Annotated in this window: 13 protein-coding genes and 1 tRNA gene; 1 reads left to right on the plus strand and 13 read right to left on the minus strand. The window is 36.9% G+C overall.

Annotated features, from left to right (window positions below):
• The first annotated feature begins 1 nt into the window (after position 1).
• Entirely contained in the window at positions 2 to 1,045 is a 1,044-nt protein-coding gene (locus tag FT993_RS05060) for an NAD(P)/FAD-dependent oxidoreductase (RefSeq protein ID WP_147861455.1), read from the plus strand.
• A gap of 60 nt (positions 1,046 to 1,105) precedes the next feature.
• On the opposite strand, the gene FT993_RS05065 is transcribed toward FT993_RS05060, so the two are convergent.
• The 13 genes from FT993_RS05065 to mraY form a co-directional block, all read right to left on the minus strand.
• The gene (locus tag FT993_RS05065) at positions 1,106 to 1,534 is read right to left on the minus strand and encodes a hypothetical protein (RefSeq protein WP_147861456.1); all 429 of its coding nucleotides are present in this window, start codon (positions 1,532 to 1,534) and stop codon (positions 1,106 to 1,108) included.
• Positions 1,535 to 1,557: 23 nt separating this feature from the next.
• Positions 1,558 to 2,913, minus strand: coding sequence for a S9 family peptidase (locus tag FT993_RS05070; protein WP_147861457.1), 1,356 nt, complete (start codon positions 2,911 to 2,913; stop codon positions 1,558 to 1,560).
• A 238-nt stretch (positions 2,914 to 3,151) separates the two neighbouring features.
• On the minus strand, positions 3,152 to 3,586 hold the full coding sequence (locus FT993_RS05075; protein ID WP_255504426.1) for a hypothetical protein: 435 nt from the start codon (positions 3,584 to 3,586) through the stop codon (positions 3,152 to 3,154).
• Between the two features lie 661 nt (positions 3,587 to 4,247).
• Positions 4,248 to 4,321: transfer RNA gene (locus FT993_RS05080), tRNA-Arg, on the minus strand.
• Positions 4,322 to 4,364: 43 nt separating this feature from the next.
• A complete protein-coding gene (locus FT993_RS05085; RefSeq protein WP_147861458.1) occupies positions 4,365 to 4,811 on the minus strand; it encodes a GatB/YqeY domain-containing protein in 447 nt (148 codons plus the stop codon).
• 11 nt (positions 4,812 to 4,822) lie between these two features.
• Positions 4,823 to 6,808: a cell division protein FtsZ gene (gene ftsZ, locus FT993_RS05090; RefSeq protein WP_147861459.1), complete on the minus strand. Its 1,986-nt coding sequence runs from the start codon at positions 6,806 to 6,808 to the stop codon at positions 4,823 to 4,825.
• Between the two features lie 38 nt (positions 6,809 to 6,846).
• Positions 6,847 to 8,268: a cell division protein FtsA gene (ftsA, locus tag FT993_RS05095; RefSeq protein WP_147861460.1), complete on the minus strand. Its 1,422-nt coding sequence runs from the start codon at positions 8,266 to 8,268 to the stop codon at positions 6,847 to 6,849.
• Between the two features lie 9 nt (positions 8,269 to 8,277).
• Positions 8,278 to 8,997, minus strand: a complete 720-nt coding sequence (locus tag FT993_RS05100; RefSeq protein WP_147861461.1) for a cell division protein FtsQ/DivIB — start codon at positions 8,995 to 8,997, stop codon at positions 8,278 to 8,280.
• On the minus strand, positions 8,987 to 10,339 hold the full coding sequence (murC, locus tag FT993_RS05105; protein WP_147861462.1) for a UDP-N-acetylmuramate--L-alanine ligase: 1,353 nt from the start codon (positions 10,337 to 10,339) through the stop codon (positions 8,987 to 8,989). The genes FT993_RS05100 and murC overlap by 11 nt, the downstream gene beginning before the upstream one ends.
• Positions 10,323 to 11,432 carry an undecaprenyldiphospho-muramoylpentapeptide beta-N-acetylglucosaminyltransferase gene (gene murG, locus FT993_RS05110; RefSeq protein ID WP_147861463.1) on the minus strand — a complete coding sequence of 370 codons (1,110 nt, stop codon included), beginning with the start codon at positions 11,430 to 11,432 and terminating at the stop codon, positions 10,323 to 10,325. The genes murC and murG overlap by 17 nt, the downstream gene beginning before the upstream one ends.
• Entirely contained in the window at positions 11,429 to 12,685 is a 1,257-nt protein-coding gene (locus tag FT993_RS05115) for an FtsW/RodA/SpoVE family cell cycle protein (RefSeq protein WP_255504427.1), read from the minus strand. The genes murG and FT993_RS05115 overlap by 4 nt, the downstream gene beginning before the upstream one ends.
• A gap of 8 nt (positions 12,686 to 12,693) precedes the next feature.
• Positions 12,694 to 14,034 carry a UDP-N-acetylmuramoyl-L-alanine--D-glutamate ligase gene (gene murD / locus FT993_RS05120; RefSeq protein WP_147861464.1) on the minus strand — a complete coding sequence of 447 codons (1,341 nt, stop codon included), beginning with the start codon at positions 14,032 to 14,034 and terminating at the stop codon, positions 12,694 to 12,696.
• Positions 14,034 to 15,266, minus strand: a complete 1,233-nt coding sequence (gene mraY, locus FT993_RS05125) for a phospho-N-acetylmuramoyl-pentapeptide-transferase (RefSeq protein ID WP_147861465.1) — start codon at positions 15,264 to 15,266, stop codon at positions 14,034 to 14,036. Before mraY ends, murD begins: the two co-directional genes overlap by 1 nt.
• Position 15,267 lies beyond the last annotated feature (1 nt).

Genomic DNA, 15,267 nt, shown 5'->3' on the forward strand with positions numbered 1-15,267 from the left:
TATGAAAGACTTTATTATTGTAGGCGCTGCTCAGGCAGGTCTAGCAATGGCGTATTACCTACAACAAAACAATCAATCTTTTTTAATGGTTGATAAGGAAAGTGAAATAGGAGCATCTTGGTTAAATAGATGGGATTCATTAAAGCTTTTTACACCAACGGAGTTCAATCATTTACCCGGCTTAGATTTTCCTGCCCCAAAGGGCCATTATCCTAATAAATATGAAGTTGCCGAGTATTTTAAAACCTACGCCAATCATTTTAACTTCCCTATTGAGTTAAACACCTTAATTCAAAAAATTTATAAAAAAGACGAGATTTTTCATCTAAAGCATAATAACGGGATTTACCAAGCCAAAAATGTAATCATTGCCACAGGACCTTTCCATATTCCATACACCCCACCTTGCGCAAAAAAAATTTCTAATGAAATTTGCCAAATGCACAGCAATTATTATCAAAATACGCAACAGTTAAAAGAAGGCGATGCTTTAGTTGTGGGTGATGGCGACAGCGGTTTTCAAATTCTTGATGAAGTCTCTAAACAAAACCAACATACTGTTTATTTTTCAGGAGAAACCAATATTAAAAGTTTACCCCAAGAAATTTTAGGTAAAACACTTTGGTGGTGGTTTACAAAGACAGGTTTTTTATCATTTAGCAAAAATAGTTTTATTGGAAAAAGAATAAGTAATAACCGCCAGCCTGTTATTGGCACCAACGTAAAAGAGATACTAAATAGAGAAAATGTTATACCCGTAGGTAGAACAACCGATGCAGACGGTAAACGCATCGAAACTGAATTAACGATCCTAGAAGATGTTAAAAATATTGTTTGGGCAACCGGTTATCGACCAAATTTTGAATGGATTGAAGGCTTAGAGCTTACTCACGAAGGTTATCCCAAACATCACAGAGGAGTGAGCACAATGAGAGGCTTATACTTTATAGGCCTTCCGTGGCTGCATACCCGCGGTTCTGCAACTTTAGGTGGCATAAAAAAGGATGCAGCTTACCTCGTAAAAAAAATACAAAAAGAGCAATAGTTGGTTTAATAAAAAAAGGTGGGTGCAATTGCACCCACCTTTTTTTTAGAAAGCCTTAGCCTAATTATTTAAAATTTCTTTAGCACGGCTAATGCTTCTTAAAACATGATCCCGCATGGCTTCCACAGCCGGCTTTTCGCTTATTAAGCTATCCGTACGTTGCTTTAATTCTTTTGCATCAAGATTTTCGATTTGGTTAACATCTGGAAATTTAGAAGAAAAATCCTGCATCCAAGTCATCATATGTTTATGTGCCGCTTGCAATTCTTTTTGAGCTTTTATATAATTTCCTGATTCTGATGTACTATCAATTTTTTCTTCTAATTGCTTAAGCAGGGTGTTTATTTCTCCCATCTTAGGCATGGCTACATCGTGAGCATTAAATACTTCTTGTAGCACCTCATCGTGTTTTTCTTTAAGCGCCTTACGCTCATTGCTACAGCCAATAACAAAAATAGCTATAAGTAGTAAAATAAGTAATTTTTTCATGTTGAAATTTTATTCAAATATACTTATTCTCTCTTAATATTATATTGAATAAAATCTAGAATATCTTGCAAAACTATAGGAGCAATGGTCTGCTCAATCTGCCCATATTCTGCCGGCAATCCCGTTTTAGCTTCCTGAAATAAATGATTTAAATGAGGATAATTCTTCACGACAACATTTGCTGAACCTCCTCTGCTGTTTGCGTTTTTTATGGCTTGCAAATTGTCTTTAGCGTTGACCTGCAAATCTAGCGCACCATTTAAAGCTAATATAGGTACTTCTATTTTACTCCAATAAAGAGCCGGATTAGTTTTAATTAAACTTCGAATACCCGGACTCAAAAACTGCTGTTTTAATTCATTTCGCTTTTGAGCGGAATTTATTTCTTGCTCATTAAAAAAATCATTTACAGCCTGATTTAAAGCTTCTTCATCGCTTATGCTCTTTATTAAATCAAACATTTTCTGATTGAATTCTAATCTTGGTTGTACTTGTTCCTCTGTAAAACCAAGCGCCAGACTTAATTCTTTATTTTGGGCAATAAGCAGTTCATCTAAAGGTACTCCAGGCCCCGCCAAACTAACGATAAAGTCAACATTCGAATTGCCACTAGCAAGCATAGCAGCAACCAATCCGCCTTCACTATGACCAATTAAACCGATCTCTTTTACCTGATCATAGTTTTTTAAAAATGAAAGTGCCGAAGCCGCATCACTTACCAAATCGTTTAAACTGGCTTGACTAAAATCTCCTGTAGATTCTCCCACCCCTCTATCATCGTAGCGCAAAACAGCAATACCGTTTCTAGTTAAGAAATCGGCTAGTACTAAAAATGGCTTATGCCCCATTAAACTTTCATTACGATCTTGGGGACCACTACCACTTAATAAGATAACTGCAGGAAAATCATCGGTAGAATTAGGCAAAGTTAAACTACCAGCCAACCGAATTCCTGCTTGTTGATTTTCAAAACTTACTTCTTCTACTGTATAAGGAAAAGGATCACGTGGTTCTTGAGGCCGCAACTGAGCAGGTTTTGTTCTAGTTAAGTTTAAGGGCGTACTAAATCCGCCTTGAGCGAAGGTACCAAAAAGAGTATCCTTTCTAATTTCTGCATTATAGCGCAACGCAAGTTGTGGTGCTTCTAAGTGTAGTTTATACCCTTCAACTCGGGTAACTTTAACTGGTATTCCCTTTGCGTTTTGGTCAGGACTATCCATTGTAGTGGTAAAGCCTTGTGCAGTTTTATTGATATGAAAACTTAGGTTTAAACGTTGACCTCCCGCCTGCAACACTCCATACCAGGAGCCTTCAAACTCTTGTGCAATCATAGCCGTTGTAGATGCAATCAACAAGATTAGGGTAAAATAATATTTCATTAATATGATTTTTAAATAAAATGTTTTATAAAAATAATATTACTTAGGCAAACAAATGCCACTCATAGAGGTTTATTTATATATACCTTTTACTGGGTATTTTTAATAAAAATAAATTCAATATTTTTAAGATACTAATTAACCAATTATAACCGCCGTAATAGTTGTTTAATTTTTATTAAACCAGTTTAAAATTAGGGTAACTACTAAATTTTCGAGTTTGCGGCGGTTTCAATTATTACTGGACTCTATCTATAATAACACAAAATTCGGCTTCTAAACCATTTGCAGTCAAATCAAATCGCATTTCATTTCCTACCGTGTTACCAGTTCGCTGGCAAATTACATTTACATTATATACATTCCCATTTAAACTAAGCGTACCAGTTCCTGTTGCATTTAACCCCACAGTAGTGGTTAAAAAGTAAAAACTACCAGGTTGAGCGGTTTTATAAATTTCAACTTCTGGTTCGTTTGATGAGGAGATAAAAAAATCGGTATATAAATCGGTTTCTGGAATAAAGATACTTGTGTTGTCATTTGTGTCCAAATAAGAAAAACCTTGGTAAGCACATTGATTTTGGTTTGGTGCATTACCGTCGTCATTATCACAGGCTACCGAAGAAACGCCTAACATAAAGCAAAATCCTAAGCAAAATAATTTATTAAGCACCTTTATACGTTCTAATATTTAACTTAAAATTAAAAAATAAAAACAAAGAATATGTGAATATTTACACAATTCAATACTTCAGATTAGCGGATTTTAAATTAAATGGATCTAATAATTGTATTTTCTCAAGAAATCATAGTTTAACTAAAGATGTTAATTGATTTCATCTAGAATTTATGTACTTAAAAGGTTAATCTAATCTGGTTGTTTTTACACTTTAGGAATATAATTGATGAGAAAAAATGTTTATAACCTCTAAAAAAGGGCTCTTTATAAGTTAAATCAAATGCTTAGATAAACTTGATCTCAATAAGTAACAGAAATTCTGTATGAGCCTTATGAGGAAGTTTAAGAACATTTAAATGGGCGACACAACGGGCGACACAATAAAAAAATAACCCCTTAAAAAAAAGAAGTTACAGACTAAAAAAGTGACCCCGGCAGATTGGCTACGCCTTCCTGACAAAGCTCCGCTTTGAAAATAAAAAAAACCTCAATTTCAGTTTCAAGCAAGCTTGGCAGAAAGTGAGGTTTTTTTATTTATTCGTGACCCCGGCAGATTGGCTACGCCTTCCTGAAAAAGCTCCGCTTTGAAAATAAAAAAACCTCAATTTCAGTTTCAAGCAAGCTTGGCAGAAAGTGAGGTTTTTTTATTTATTCGTGACCCCGGCAGGATTCAAACCTGCAACCCTCAGAGCCGAAATCTGATGCGCTATTCAGTTGCGCCACGGGGCCTAATAGCTATTTTAGCAGCGCAAAAATACCTAATATAGTATACTTATGCTAATTTTTTTCTAACAATTGCCGAAATGGTTTTACCATCGGCTTTTCCCATCATTTTTTGGCTAGCTATACCCATTACTTTACCCATATCTTGCATTCCAGACGCTCCTACTTCTGCAATTATAGCTTGCACTTCGGCTTCAATCTCCGATTCAGTAAGCTGCTTAGGTAAAAATTGCGCAATAACCTCAGCTTCGGCTAATTCTGGCTCTGCCAAATCTTCACGTTGTTGACTTTGGTAAATTTCTGCGCTATCTCTACGTTGCTTCACTAATTTTTGTACTATCTGGATTTCTTGCTCTTCAGTCAAATCCGTTGCATTAGCCTCTGTCTTAGCTAAAATCAATGCATTTTTTATAGCACGCAATGCTCCTAAGGCCATTTGATCTTTAGATTTCATGGCCTCTTTCATTTTTATCATTACTTGTTTTTCTAAACTCATAATTTTTGTTTTTAATCTACATTATCGTGTAAAAACGAGTTGTTCGTTCTAAAATTCAAATTATCCCTTGAGGAACCGTTTACACTGGTTCGAGATAGTTTTGTGTCACCTGTGGTTTCTCCTTCTTCTAAATCGAGACCGGCTCGCTTATATGCTGGCATTCGTTCAATTTCTTCTATAGATGAATTATTCCTAAACTTATAGTTGAACTCTTTCATGCGCTTGCGTCTCTCTGCCGCTCGTGCAATAAGATCTTGCGATATCGGGTTTTCTAAAGGATCGATTTCTTCTGTATTTTTTGACTCTTCTACCAGATTATTTTTATTCTCAAAAGAAGCGGCCTCAACCTTACTTATAGGTTCAGAAACAGGCTGTTTAACTTCAATTTGAGTCTGTTGCCTATAATCTTCCTCTGGAGCTTTATTTTCTTGGAACTGTTTTTCCTCCTCCATATAGTCATCTAAACTATAGCGTTTTACTCCTCCAGTTACATTAGGTTTTGGCGCAGATGGTGTTTGCTTTTCGTTCGGCTCTTCCTCAAGCCTGTGAATAATTTTAGATGACGTAGGTTCTGCCTCCGTAGTTGTTTTTGCAGTCTCCTCCGAAATAGATGAAGAAGCAGGTTTTGAAGCTATAGGATTAATAGGAAAATCAAATGTAAAATTTACCTGTTCTTTCTCCTTATCTTCTTCAACTTGTCTTTTCTCTTCTACTGGCTCTTGTTCTTTGGTTGTATTCTTAGTTGCATCAACAAAAACAAAATCATCTGTATTCGCTTCCGCGGAAGCTTGCACTTCTTGTTCTTGCGCATTAGTAGACTCTTGTGGTTCTTCAAGCTGCTCTTGCTCAAATAGCGTGTGCACTACTCTTTCTTCCCGCTCTTCTTTAGGCAAAGGCTCGTCTACCGCAGAAGAACGTAATTGGAAGCGCTTCTCGCTTAAATCATGAACTACTTTCTGCTCATCTTCTAAGGTGTGAATAATCTTCTTAGCCTCTGTATTCACAATTACATTTTGTTGCTCTACATCAAAACCCGTCGCAATTATGGTTACCGATATAGACTCATCAAGGTTAGAATCTTCTCCTACACCCATTATGATGTTTGCACTATGCCCAGCCTCATTTTGAATATGATCATTGATTTCTCCAATTTCATCGATAGTAATTTCTTGGGAGCCTGAAACAATAAGCAGCAACACGTTTTTAGCGCCCGTAATTTTATTATCGTTTAATAAAGGTGAATCTAATGCTTTAATGATGGCTTCTTGAGCTCTATTGCTACCTGAGGCGGTTGAAGACCCCATAATGGCCGTACCGCTATTACTCAATACCGTTTTAGCATCACGTAAATCTATATTTTGTTGGTAATGATGTGTAATTACTTCTGCAATTCCTCGTGAGGCAGTAGCTAAAACTTCATCGGCCTTAGAGAATCCGGCTTTAAAGCCTAAATTACCATAAACCTCACGAAGTTTATTATTATTAATAACAATAAGCGAGTCTACTTGTTTTCTTAATTTTTCTACCCCTTGTTGAGCTTGATCATTTCTTGTTTTACCTTCAAACTGAAATGGAATGGTTACAATACCTACGGTAAGAATACCCATCTCTTTAGCCTGTTGAGCAATAATTGGTGCGGCTCCAGTTCCGGTACCTCCACCCATACCTGCGGTAATGAATACCATTTTTGTATTGGTGTTAAGCATGCTCTTAAGGTCTTCAAAACTCTCTAAAGCGGCCTGCTCTCCAATCTCTGGATTAGCACCTGCTCCTAACCCCTCGGTTAGGTTTACTCCTAATTGTAACTTAATAGGAACCGGACTATTATCTAGGGCCTGTGCATCGGTGTTGCACACTACAAAATCTACTCCTTTTATTCCTTGTTCAAACATATGATTAATGGCGTTTGAACCGCCGCCACCAACGCCAATCACTTTGATCACGTTAGATTGATTTTTGGGTAAATCAAATGAAATGTCGAATTCTGTGCTGCTCATAATTCTATATTTTGGGTGTTATGCTTCGCTTATTTACTTTATTCTACTTTATCTAAAAAATCTTTTAAGGTGTCAAACCATTTCTCGAAAATGCTCTTGCGGGCTATATTACTGGCTTTCACCTCTCGCTCTTGTTCTTCTTGATGGGTTTGCTCTAGTTGTTCGCCTTCAATTTGCTCTTCCTTTACTGAATCATTCATAATATTACCAGTGTCTTCACTTTTAACACCTTGATGATTCTCGGCGTGTTTACGGCGAAGTTCGGCTTCTAATCGCTCTTGTTTTTCTTGCTGTTTACGCTCTAGGCTGTTTAAAACTAAACCTACAGCCGTGGCGTACATAGGACTGGTGGTTTCTTTATTGCTATCTCCTGCAAGATGTTCATTGGGGTACCCTATACGGGTATCCATACCGGTTACATATTCAACCAATTGCTTTAAGTGCTTTAATTGTGCGCCACCACCGGTAATAACTATACCTGCAATTAGTTTTTTCTTTTGTTCCTCGTGACCGTAATTTTTTATCTCTAAATAAATCTGCTCAATAATTTCAACCGCTCGGTAATGAATAATTTTTGATAAATTTTTTAAAGATATTTCTTTGGGTTCTCTTCCGCGTAAGCCAGGAATAGATACAATTTCATTTTCTTTATTTTCTCCAGGCCAAGCCGAACCGAATTTCACCTTTAGGAGCTCTGCTTGCTTTTCAATAATACTGCAACCCTCTTTAATATCTTCGGTAATTACATTTCCTCCAAATGGGATAACTGCCGTGTGGCGTATGATACCATCTTTAAAAATAGCCAAGTCAGAAGTTCCTCCTCCTATATCAACCAATGCTACACCGGCTTCTTTCTCTTCTTGACTTAATACTGCTTTGGCGGATGCTAATGGCTCTAAGGTTACTCCTTCTAGTTCTAATCCAGAGCTTTTTATACAACGACCTATGTTTCTGATAGATGAGATCTGGCCTACTACCACATGAAAATTGGCCTCCAATCTACCGCCGTACATACCGATTGGCTCAGTTATTTCGCCCTGACCGTCTATTTTATACTCCTGGGGCAAAACATGAATAATCTCCTCGCCTGGTAACATAACTAATTTATGTACCTGGTTACACAAGGTTTCTATATCTTGAGCACCAATTACTTCTTCGGCATTCTCACGAGTAATATAATCGCTATGTTGTAAACTTCTGATGTGTTGACCAGCAATACCCACCACCACGTCTTTCACTTCAATTCCGGCATCGGCAACTGCCTGTTCTACGGCATGTTGTATAGATTGTATGGTTTGGGTTATATTATTTACTACGCCACGATGCACTCCTAAGCTTTTAGATTTACCAACACCTAAAACTTCGGTTTTACCGTATTCATTATACCGACCAATCATAGCTACAATTTTGGTTGTACCTATGTCTAGCCCTACTGCGATTTCTTGATCATTTACTTCCATAACCAGTTTCTATACCTTTTTGGTAGCAACTACTTGCTGTTTGTAATTTAATTTTATACTCTCGTACTGCTCCAACTTTTTATCTATAAATGCGGTTTTATAAAACGCCTTAAATTTTCTTAGTTTCTCTGCTAGCGCTGTACTATCTCCTAAGATAGTTTCAAAATCATAACCACGCACATAAAATCGAATCTCTTTTTTTTTATCTACCTCTATAGAAACAACCTGATGTTTTAAAAAACTATCTTGATTAATTTCTTTCAACAAACCCCGCACATAACCTAAATCTTGTTGCCCAGAATACTTTACCATGGGCACTCGAGCCGTATGGTTTTTTGATAATGGCATCTTATTAGCATCTTCATCGATATAAAATGATGCATTAGCATACACTCTAGCCAATGGTTTTTTTTGCTGCACCTCAACGATAACATCCCCATTTACAGTTAAATACACCTCTGCGTTTTTAACCAACGGATGTTCGTCTATATGTTTTTCTAAAACTTTCAAATCTAAACTATCTTTAGGTATTTTTTCAATAGATTTTTCATTTTGTAAAACAATTTTTTCTATCTCTTTGGCGCTGATAAACTTTTCGCTATCCTTAACAAAAACTACCTGCAATTGATCGAATTTTCTAGCTTGGTTACGCTGCTGTGTGAATCCGTACAGAAACACAATCAAGCTCAATAATGCAAAGCCTTTTATGTAATTCCAATTAATTTTCACGTTTTAACGCTTTTTTAATTTTTTCGGCCTCTAGCCCTATATCTCCTGCTCCTAATAATATAACCACCTCGGCATCCGAATGAAACACTTCCGAAACTAAATCGGTTTTTTGAATGCATTTTTTTTGCGCATTTTTTATACCCGAAAGTAGCATCTCACTGTTTACCCCTGGGATGGCTTGCTCGCGTGCAGGGTAAATTGGCAATAACAATACTTCATCAAAAGCTGCCAAACTTTGCTGAAATTCTGTGGCAAAGTCTTGTGTTCTAGAATATAAATGCGGCTGAAAAATAGCCAAACATCGCTTATTTGGGTACATCTCACTCACCGCCTGATGCATCGCTTTAATTTCTTCAGGATGATGCGCGTAATCCTCTATTAATACACGGGGTTTATGGCAATGAATACTAAATCTTCTTTTGATTCCTTTAAAGCTTCTTAGTGCTGATGCCATATGCTTAGGTGCTACCCCAAAATGCAGAGCCATGGCCATTGCTAGTGCTGCATTTAATAAATTATGCCTACCTGGCAAAGCAAATTCAAGATCCCGTAAAACCCCATTGGGTGTTTTAAAATCAAAAATATACTTGCCCTCACGCACGGTATACTGAAGTATTTGATAAACACAAGTAGCCGAATACCCTACCGGCTGCCCTGGTATTGCTAATTCTTCTATTTTAAAACAATTTTCAGGCTGCTTTATCTTTGAGATAAATGCACGGTAGCTAACTTCTAAAGACTCTTTATTTTTATAAATATCGAGATGATCGGCATCTAAACTTGTAATGCCAGCGATACTCGGACTTAGATGCATGAACGAACGATCAAATTCATCGGCTTCAACCACAATTGCCTCGTTACCATCGTTTAAATAGTTGGTATTGTAATTTTCGGTAATACCGCCTAAAAAGGCCGTCAAACGTACCTCTGCTACTTTAAGAATATGTGCTAAAATACTAGTAGTAGTGGTTTTACCATGTGTACCAGCAACAGCCAACGTAGGGTGATTTTTTGTAATCTCCCCTAAGAGTTGGGCTCGTTTTAGTATGGGAAATTGGTTGGTCTGGGCATAAGACAATATTATATTAGTTTTAGCCACGGCTGGGGTAAACACCACTAATGTATTGGCTTTACTTAAACCTTGCAACAGACCTAAGCCAGCCTCTTCGTGATAAACTACTTGAGCACCTTCATGCTCTAACGCTTGAGTAAGTTGGGTACGAGTACTATCATAACCATAAACTTGATATTTACCACCGGTATAATAACGTGCCAGGGCGCTCATCCCTATACCGCCAATACCTAAAAAATAAAGGTTTTCTATGTTACGAAAGTTCACCATACTTTTCTTGTATTAATTGTTCAATTTCATCTACTATTTGTGCGGCGGCATGAGGTTTTGCCAACTGCTTAAAATTAAAACTCAATTCGCGTTGTTTGTGTTCATCTTGCACCAATTCAGAAAGAACTTCTTGAAACTTAGTCTCTAAATCTTTCTCTTTGATATATAATGCAGCTTTTTGTTGTGCTACAGCTTCGGCATTTTTGGTTTGATGATTTTCTGCTACATTAGGAGAAGGTATAAATAGCGTTGGTTTTCCTACCACACTTAATTCACTAACAGCACCTGCACCTGCGCGAGAAACAATAAAATCTGCTGCAGCATAAGCCATACTCATTTCTTCTATAAAAGGCACTACCCGCACGCTTTGGCTAGTTAAATGCTTATATTGCTCAAAATATAATTTACCGGTTTGCCAAACTACCTGTAAACCTAATTGTGCAAACCATTCTACATTTTTAGCGATTTCTTGGTTGATACGTTTTGAGCCTAAACTACCACCCAATACAAGAAGTACTGGCTGTTGTTGATTTAAACCCAGTTTACCTAAAGCTTCAGATTTTGAAGCACTTCCATTAGTAATCTCTTTACGGATTGGGTTTCCTGTATAAATTATCTTTGATGAGGGAAAATACCGCTGCATATCAGGGTAAGCCACACAAATTTTATCTACAGATTTTCCTAACCACTTATTGGTAATACCAGCGTAAGAGTTTTGTTCTTGTATCAAACTAGGTATTTGCATCATACTGGCCATTTTTAATAAAGGTCCGCTTGCAAATCCTCCTGTACCAACGGCAACGTGCGGCTTAAAGGTTTTTATAATTTTTCTAGAAGCCGATAAACTACTTAATAATTTAAATGGAAAACTTAGGTTGTCTAAACTCAGCTTACGCTGGATACCGCTAATCCATAATCCTTTAATTGCGTAACCTGCTTGTGGCACTTTTTGCATTTCCATTTTATCCTTGGCACCTACAAATAAGAATTCGGCTTCTGGATAACGACCCTGAAGCTCATTCGCTATGGCAATAGCGGGATAAATATGCCCGCCTGTTCCTCCTCCTGACAATATGATTCGTAACGGCTTCATAGGGTTTCGCTTAGTATTTCTAATGGGTTCTCTTCTTGATTATATCCCGATTTTGCATCGTCTTGTTGACCTTGTAAATCGGTTTTATTTCTTAACGATTCGCGTTTTGCACATACACTTTGCACCATTCCTAAGGCCACACAAGTCATCCATATAGAAGACCCCCCACTACTAACTAAAGGTAGGGTTTGCCCCGTTACCGGAAATAACTCGGTAGCCACTCCCATATTAATCAGAGCTTGAAAAACAATAGGTAATCCAACGCCAATTATCAATAGTTTACCAAATATACTGGGGGCTTTTATAGCTACAACCACCAGTCTAAATAATATGAGTAAATATGCAAATAGCACTAGAAATCCGCCTACGAGCCCCATTTCTTCAACAACTATCGCATAAATAAAGTCTGATGAAGACTGCGGCAAGAAATTACGCTGTACACTTTTACCTACACCTACCCCAAAAACTCCTCCTCTAGCGATGGCTATTTTAGCCTTTTCAACTTGATAAATTTCTTTGTCATCTGCACTGGCAAAATTTTCAACCCTACTAATCCAAGTATCTACCCGGTTAGGAAACAAACCTGGAAAGGCTTTTGCCGATAACATAAAAACACTTAAAACAATTATGCCGGCTAATAATATAATTCCTACGTATTTCAACGGATATCCTCCAACCACAACCAGCATGAGTATCATCGCAAATAAAATTGCAGTTGTACTAAAATTGGCTGGTAAAATAAGTACCAAAACAGCTCCTACTGGTAGCCATAAATGAATCATACTCGATTTAAAAGTGATCTCTTTGTCGGCTATTTTAGATAAATAACGCGCTACAAATACCATTAATATTACTGCAGCAGCTGTAGATGTTTGAAAGGTTTTATTGATTAAAGGAATTTTGATCCATCTACTAGCATTTGCTCCATCAATAGTGGTTCCTTGAAAGAGCGTATAAACCAATAAAATAATAACCAAAGGCAGAGCCAGTACACACAAGCCTTTAAAGTAATTGTATGGTATTTTACTCACCGCAAATATCAAGAAAAAACCAATAAGTAAGTGCGCAAGATGATTTAATAAAAAGCTTAAGGTGTTACCATTGCCATAAATATAGGCCAAATTACTACTTGCACTATATACGGGAATAAAAGAAAACAACCCCAATAACACTACAACAGCCCATATAAGCTTATCTCCTTTTAAAAGGTGAAAGAAATGAAATTGCTTTATGTTATTCTTTTTAGCGCTCACTATTACTATTATTTTAACTTTAACACTGCTTCTTTAAACTGATTCCCTCGATCTTCATAATTTTTAAAAAGATCAAAACTAGCACAAGCGGGCGATAACAAAACTGTATCGCCAGGTTTGGCTAAATCATGGGCAAGGCTTACAGCTTCTTGCATTTTTTGAGTTTCAACTATGGTATCTACACAATTGTTAAACGAGTTTATTAACTTTTGGTTATCTACCCCCAAACAAATAATTGCTTTTACCTTTTCATTAACTAGTGCTAGCAATTCTGTATAATCGTTACCTTTATCTACGCCTCCTACTATCCATATCGTATCGGCTTTAACGCTGTCTAATGCATAATAGGTGGCATTGATGTTAGTTGCCTTAGAATCGTTGATATAACTTACTTTGTTTTTATTAAGCACTCGTTCTAACCTATGTTCTACTCCATGAAAACGCTGTAAACTTTCTTTAATCGTTTGTTTTCTAATTTTTAATAGTTGTGCAACTGCAGAGGCAGCCATCGCATTTTTTGTATTGTGAATTCCTTTTAATGCAATATCTTCTTGAGCCATAGTAAAATGTGATTCGTTTATTTTTATATGGAGCTCATCGTCTTTTAAAAAAGCACCATTACCCGATAATTCTTTAGAACTTAAGGGAATTTTTATAGATTTGATTTCGTGTTGAGATAACCAATTATTAATCACTGGGTCATCGGCATCATAAATAAAATAATCCTGTTGGGTTTGATTTTTTACAATGCGAAACTTAGCTGCGATATAAGATTCAAATTGATTGTGATAGCGGTCGAGATGATCGGGAGTTATATTGGTTAAAACGGCTATATGTGGCTTAAAGGTCTCTATTCCGTCAAGCTGAAAGCTACTCAATTCTAACACATAACAATTATTACTTTTACGGGCTACATTCTTGGCAAAACTATCGCCAATATTCCCAGCAAGAACAGCATCTATCCCAGCATTTTGTAAAATATAATGAATCCAAGAAGTAACCGTGGTTTTACCGTTGCTTCCGGTTATACCAATGAGCATAGCGTGTGTATGCAAACTAGCAAACTCAATTTCTGAAATAATTTTAATTCTAGCTTCTCTTAGTTGTACCACCACTGGAGCATCCTCAGGAATTCCTGGACTTTTCATCACCAGATCGGCTTTAAGCAAGCGTTCTAAACTGTGCTGATCTTCTTCGAATGCAATATCTTCTTGTTGTAAAACTTGTTTATAGCGCATTTCAATAATCTGCAAACTAGATACAAAAACTTCATACCCCTCTTTTTTCCCTAAAAGAGCAGCTCCCATCCCGCTTTCTCCAGCACCCAATATAACGAGTCTCCTTTGCATTATCTTATCTTTAAGGTTACAATAGTTAAAATGGCTAAAAATATACCTACCACCCAGAAACGAACTACAATTTTACTTTCGTGGATTCCTTTCTTTTGATAGTGGTGATGCAGGGGTGACATTAAGAAAATTCGTCTCCCCACTCCTGTTTTCTTCTTGGTGTATTTAAACCAAGCTACTTGTAATACTACCGAGAGATTTTCAATAAGAAAAATACCACATAAAAGAGGTATTAATAGTTCTTTACGCGTGGCGATAGCCAAAACGGCTATAACGCCTCCAATGGTTAAACTGCCGGTATCACCCATAAAAACCTGAGCGGGATAAGTATTGTACCATAAAAAGCCAACCAATGCTCCTGCAAAAGCAGTTATAAAAATGGTCATTTCACCCGATCTAGGAATATTCATAACATCCAGATATTCTGAGAAAATAACGTTACCCGATACCCAAGCAAAAATCCCCAATGTAAGAACAATAATGGCCGAAGAACCTGCTGCTAGTCCGTCTATTCCATCAGTCAAATTGGCTCCGTTAGAAACAGCGGTCACAATAAAAATCACAATAGGAATAAAAATCAGCCATGCATATTTTTTGTAACTCGGATTAATCCAACTAATCAAGCTCGAGTAGTCAAACTCATTATCTTTTACAAACGGAATGGTTGTAGTAGTGCTTTTCACCTCTTCTATTTGAGGTTGACCCTCCTGGGCTAGAGTGGTTTGCTCAGATTTTGTTTCTGATAAAACACTAGACCTAACCGTTATATCGGGATGTAGGTACATGGTAGCCCCAATTATAATACCTAAACCAACTTGCCCAATCACCTTAAACTTGCCCTGCAAGCCTTCTTTATTTTGTTTAAATGTTTTGATATAATCATCTAGAAAACCTATTGCTCCCATCCAAAGGGTGGCCACAATCAAAAGGACTACATAAATGTTGTCTAATTTTGCAAATAAAAGCACCGGAATAAGAGTAGCTAAGATAATAATGAGTCCTCCCATAGTAGGAGTTCCTGCTTTTTCGGCCTGACCCTCAAGTCCTAATTCACGTACTCTTTCACCCACTTGTTTTCTTAATAAGTACTTGATAATCCTCTTACCGAAGATAGTTGAAATCAATAAAGAAAATAAAATAGCCAAGCTAGCCCTAAACGAAAGGAATTGATAAAGTTGTTCGCCAGGGAAGTCGAAATGCTGTTCTAGATATGCAAATAAATAATATAGCATA

The organism is Mesonia sp. HuA40 (assembly GCF_008017835.1).
In the GTDB taxonomy this organism is placed as follows: domain Bacteria; phylum Bacteroidota; class Bacteroidia; order Flavobacteriales; family Flavobacteriaceae; genus Mesonia.

Coding starts and splice junctions, on each gene's coding strand:
- murG (WP_147861463.1), bottom strand. CDS start 11,432: ATGAAGCCGTTACGAATCATATTGTCAGGAGGAGGAACAGGCGGGCAT.
- ftsZ (WP_147861459.1), bottom strand. CDS start 6,808: ATGAGCAGCACAGAATTCGACATTTCATTTGATTTACCCAAAAATCAA.
- mraY (WP_147861465.1), bottom strand. CDS start 15,266: ATGCTATATTATTTATTTGCATATCTAGAACAGCATTTCGACTTCCCT.
- ftsA (WP_147861460.1), bottom strand. CDS start 8,268: ATGGAAGTAAATGATCAAGAAATCGCAGTAGGGCTAGACATAGGTACA.
- FT993_RS05060 (WP_147861455.1), top strand. CDS start 2: ATGAAAGACTTTATTATTGTAGGCGCTGCTCAGGCAGGTCTAGCAATG.
- murD (WP_147861464.1), bottom strand. CDS start 14,034: ATGCAAAGGAGACTCGTTATATTGGGTGCTGGAGAAAGCGGGATGGGA.
- FT993_RS05085 (WP_147861458.1), bottom strand. CDS start 4,811: ATGAGTTTAGAAAAACAAGTAATGATAAAAATGAAAGAGGCCATGAAA.
- FT993_RS05070 (WP_147861457.1), bottom strand. CDS start 2,913: ATGAAATATTATTTTACCCTAATCTTGTTGATTGCATCTACAACGGCT.
- murC (WP_147861462.1), bottom strand. CDS start 10,339: ATGGTGAACTTTCGTAACATAGAAAACCTTTATTTTTTAGGTATTGGC.
- FT993_RS05065 (WP_147861456.1), bottom strand. CDS start 1,534: ATGAAAAAATTACTTATTTTACTACTTATAGCTATTTTTGTTATTGGC.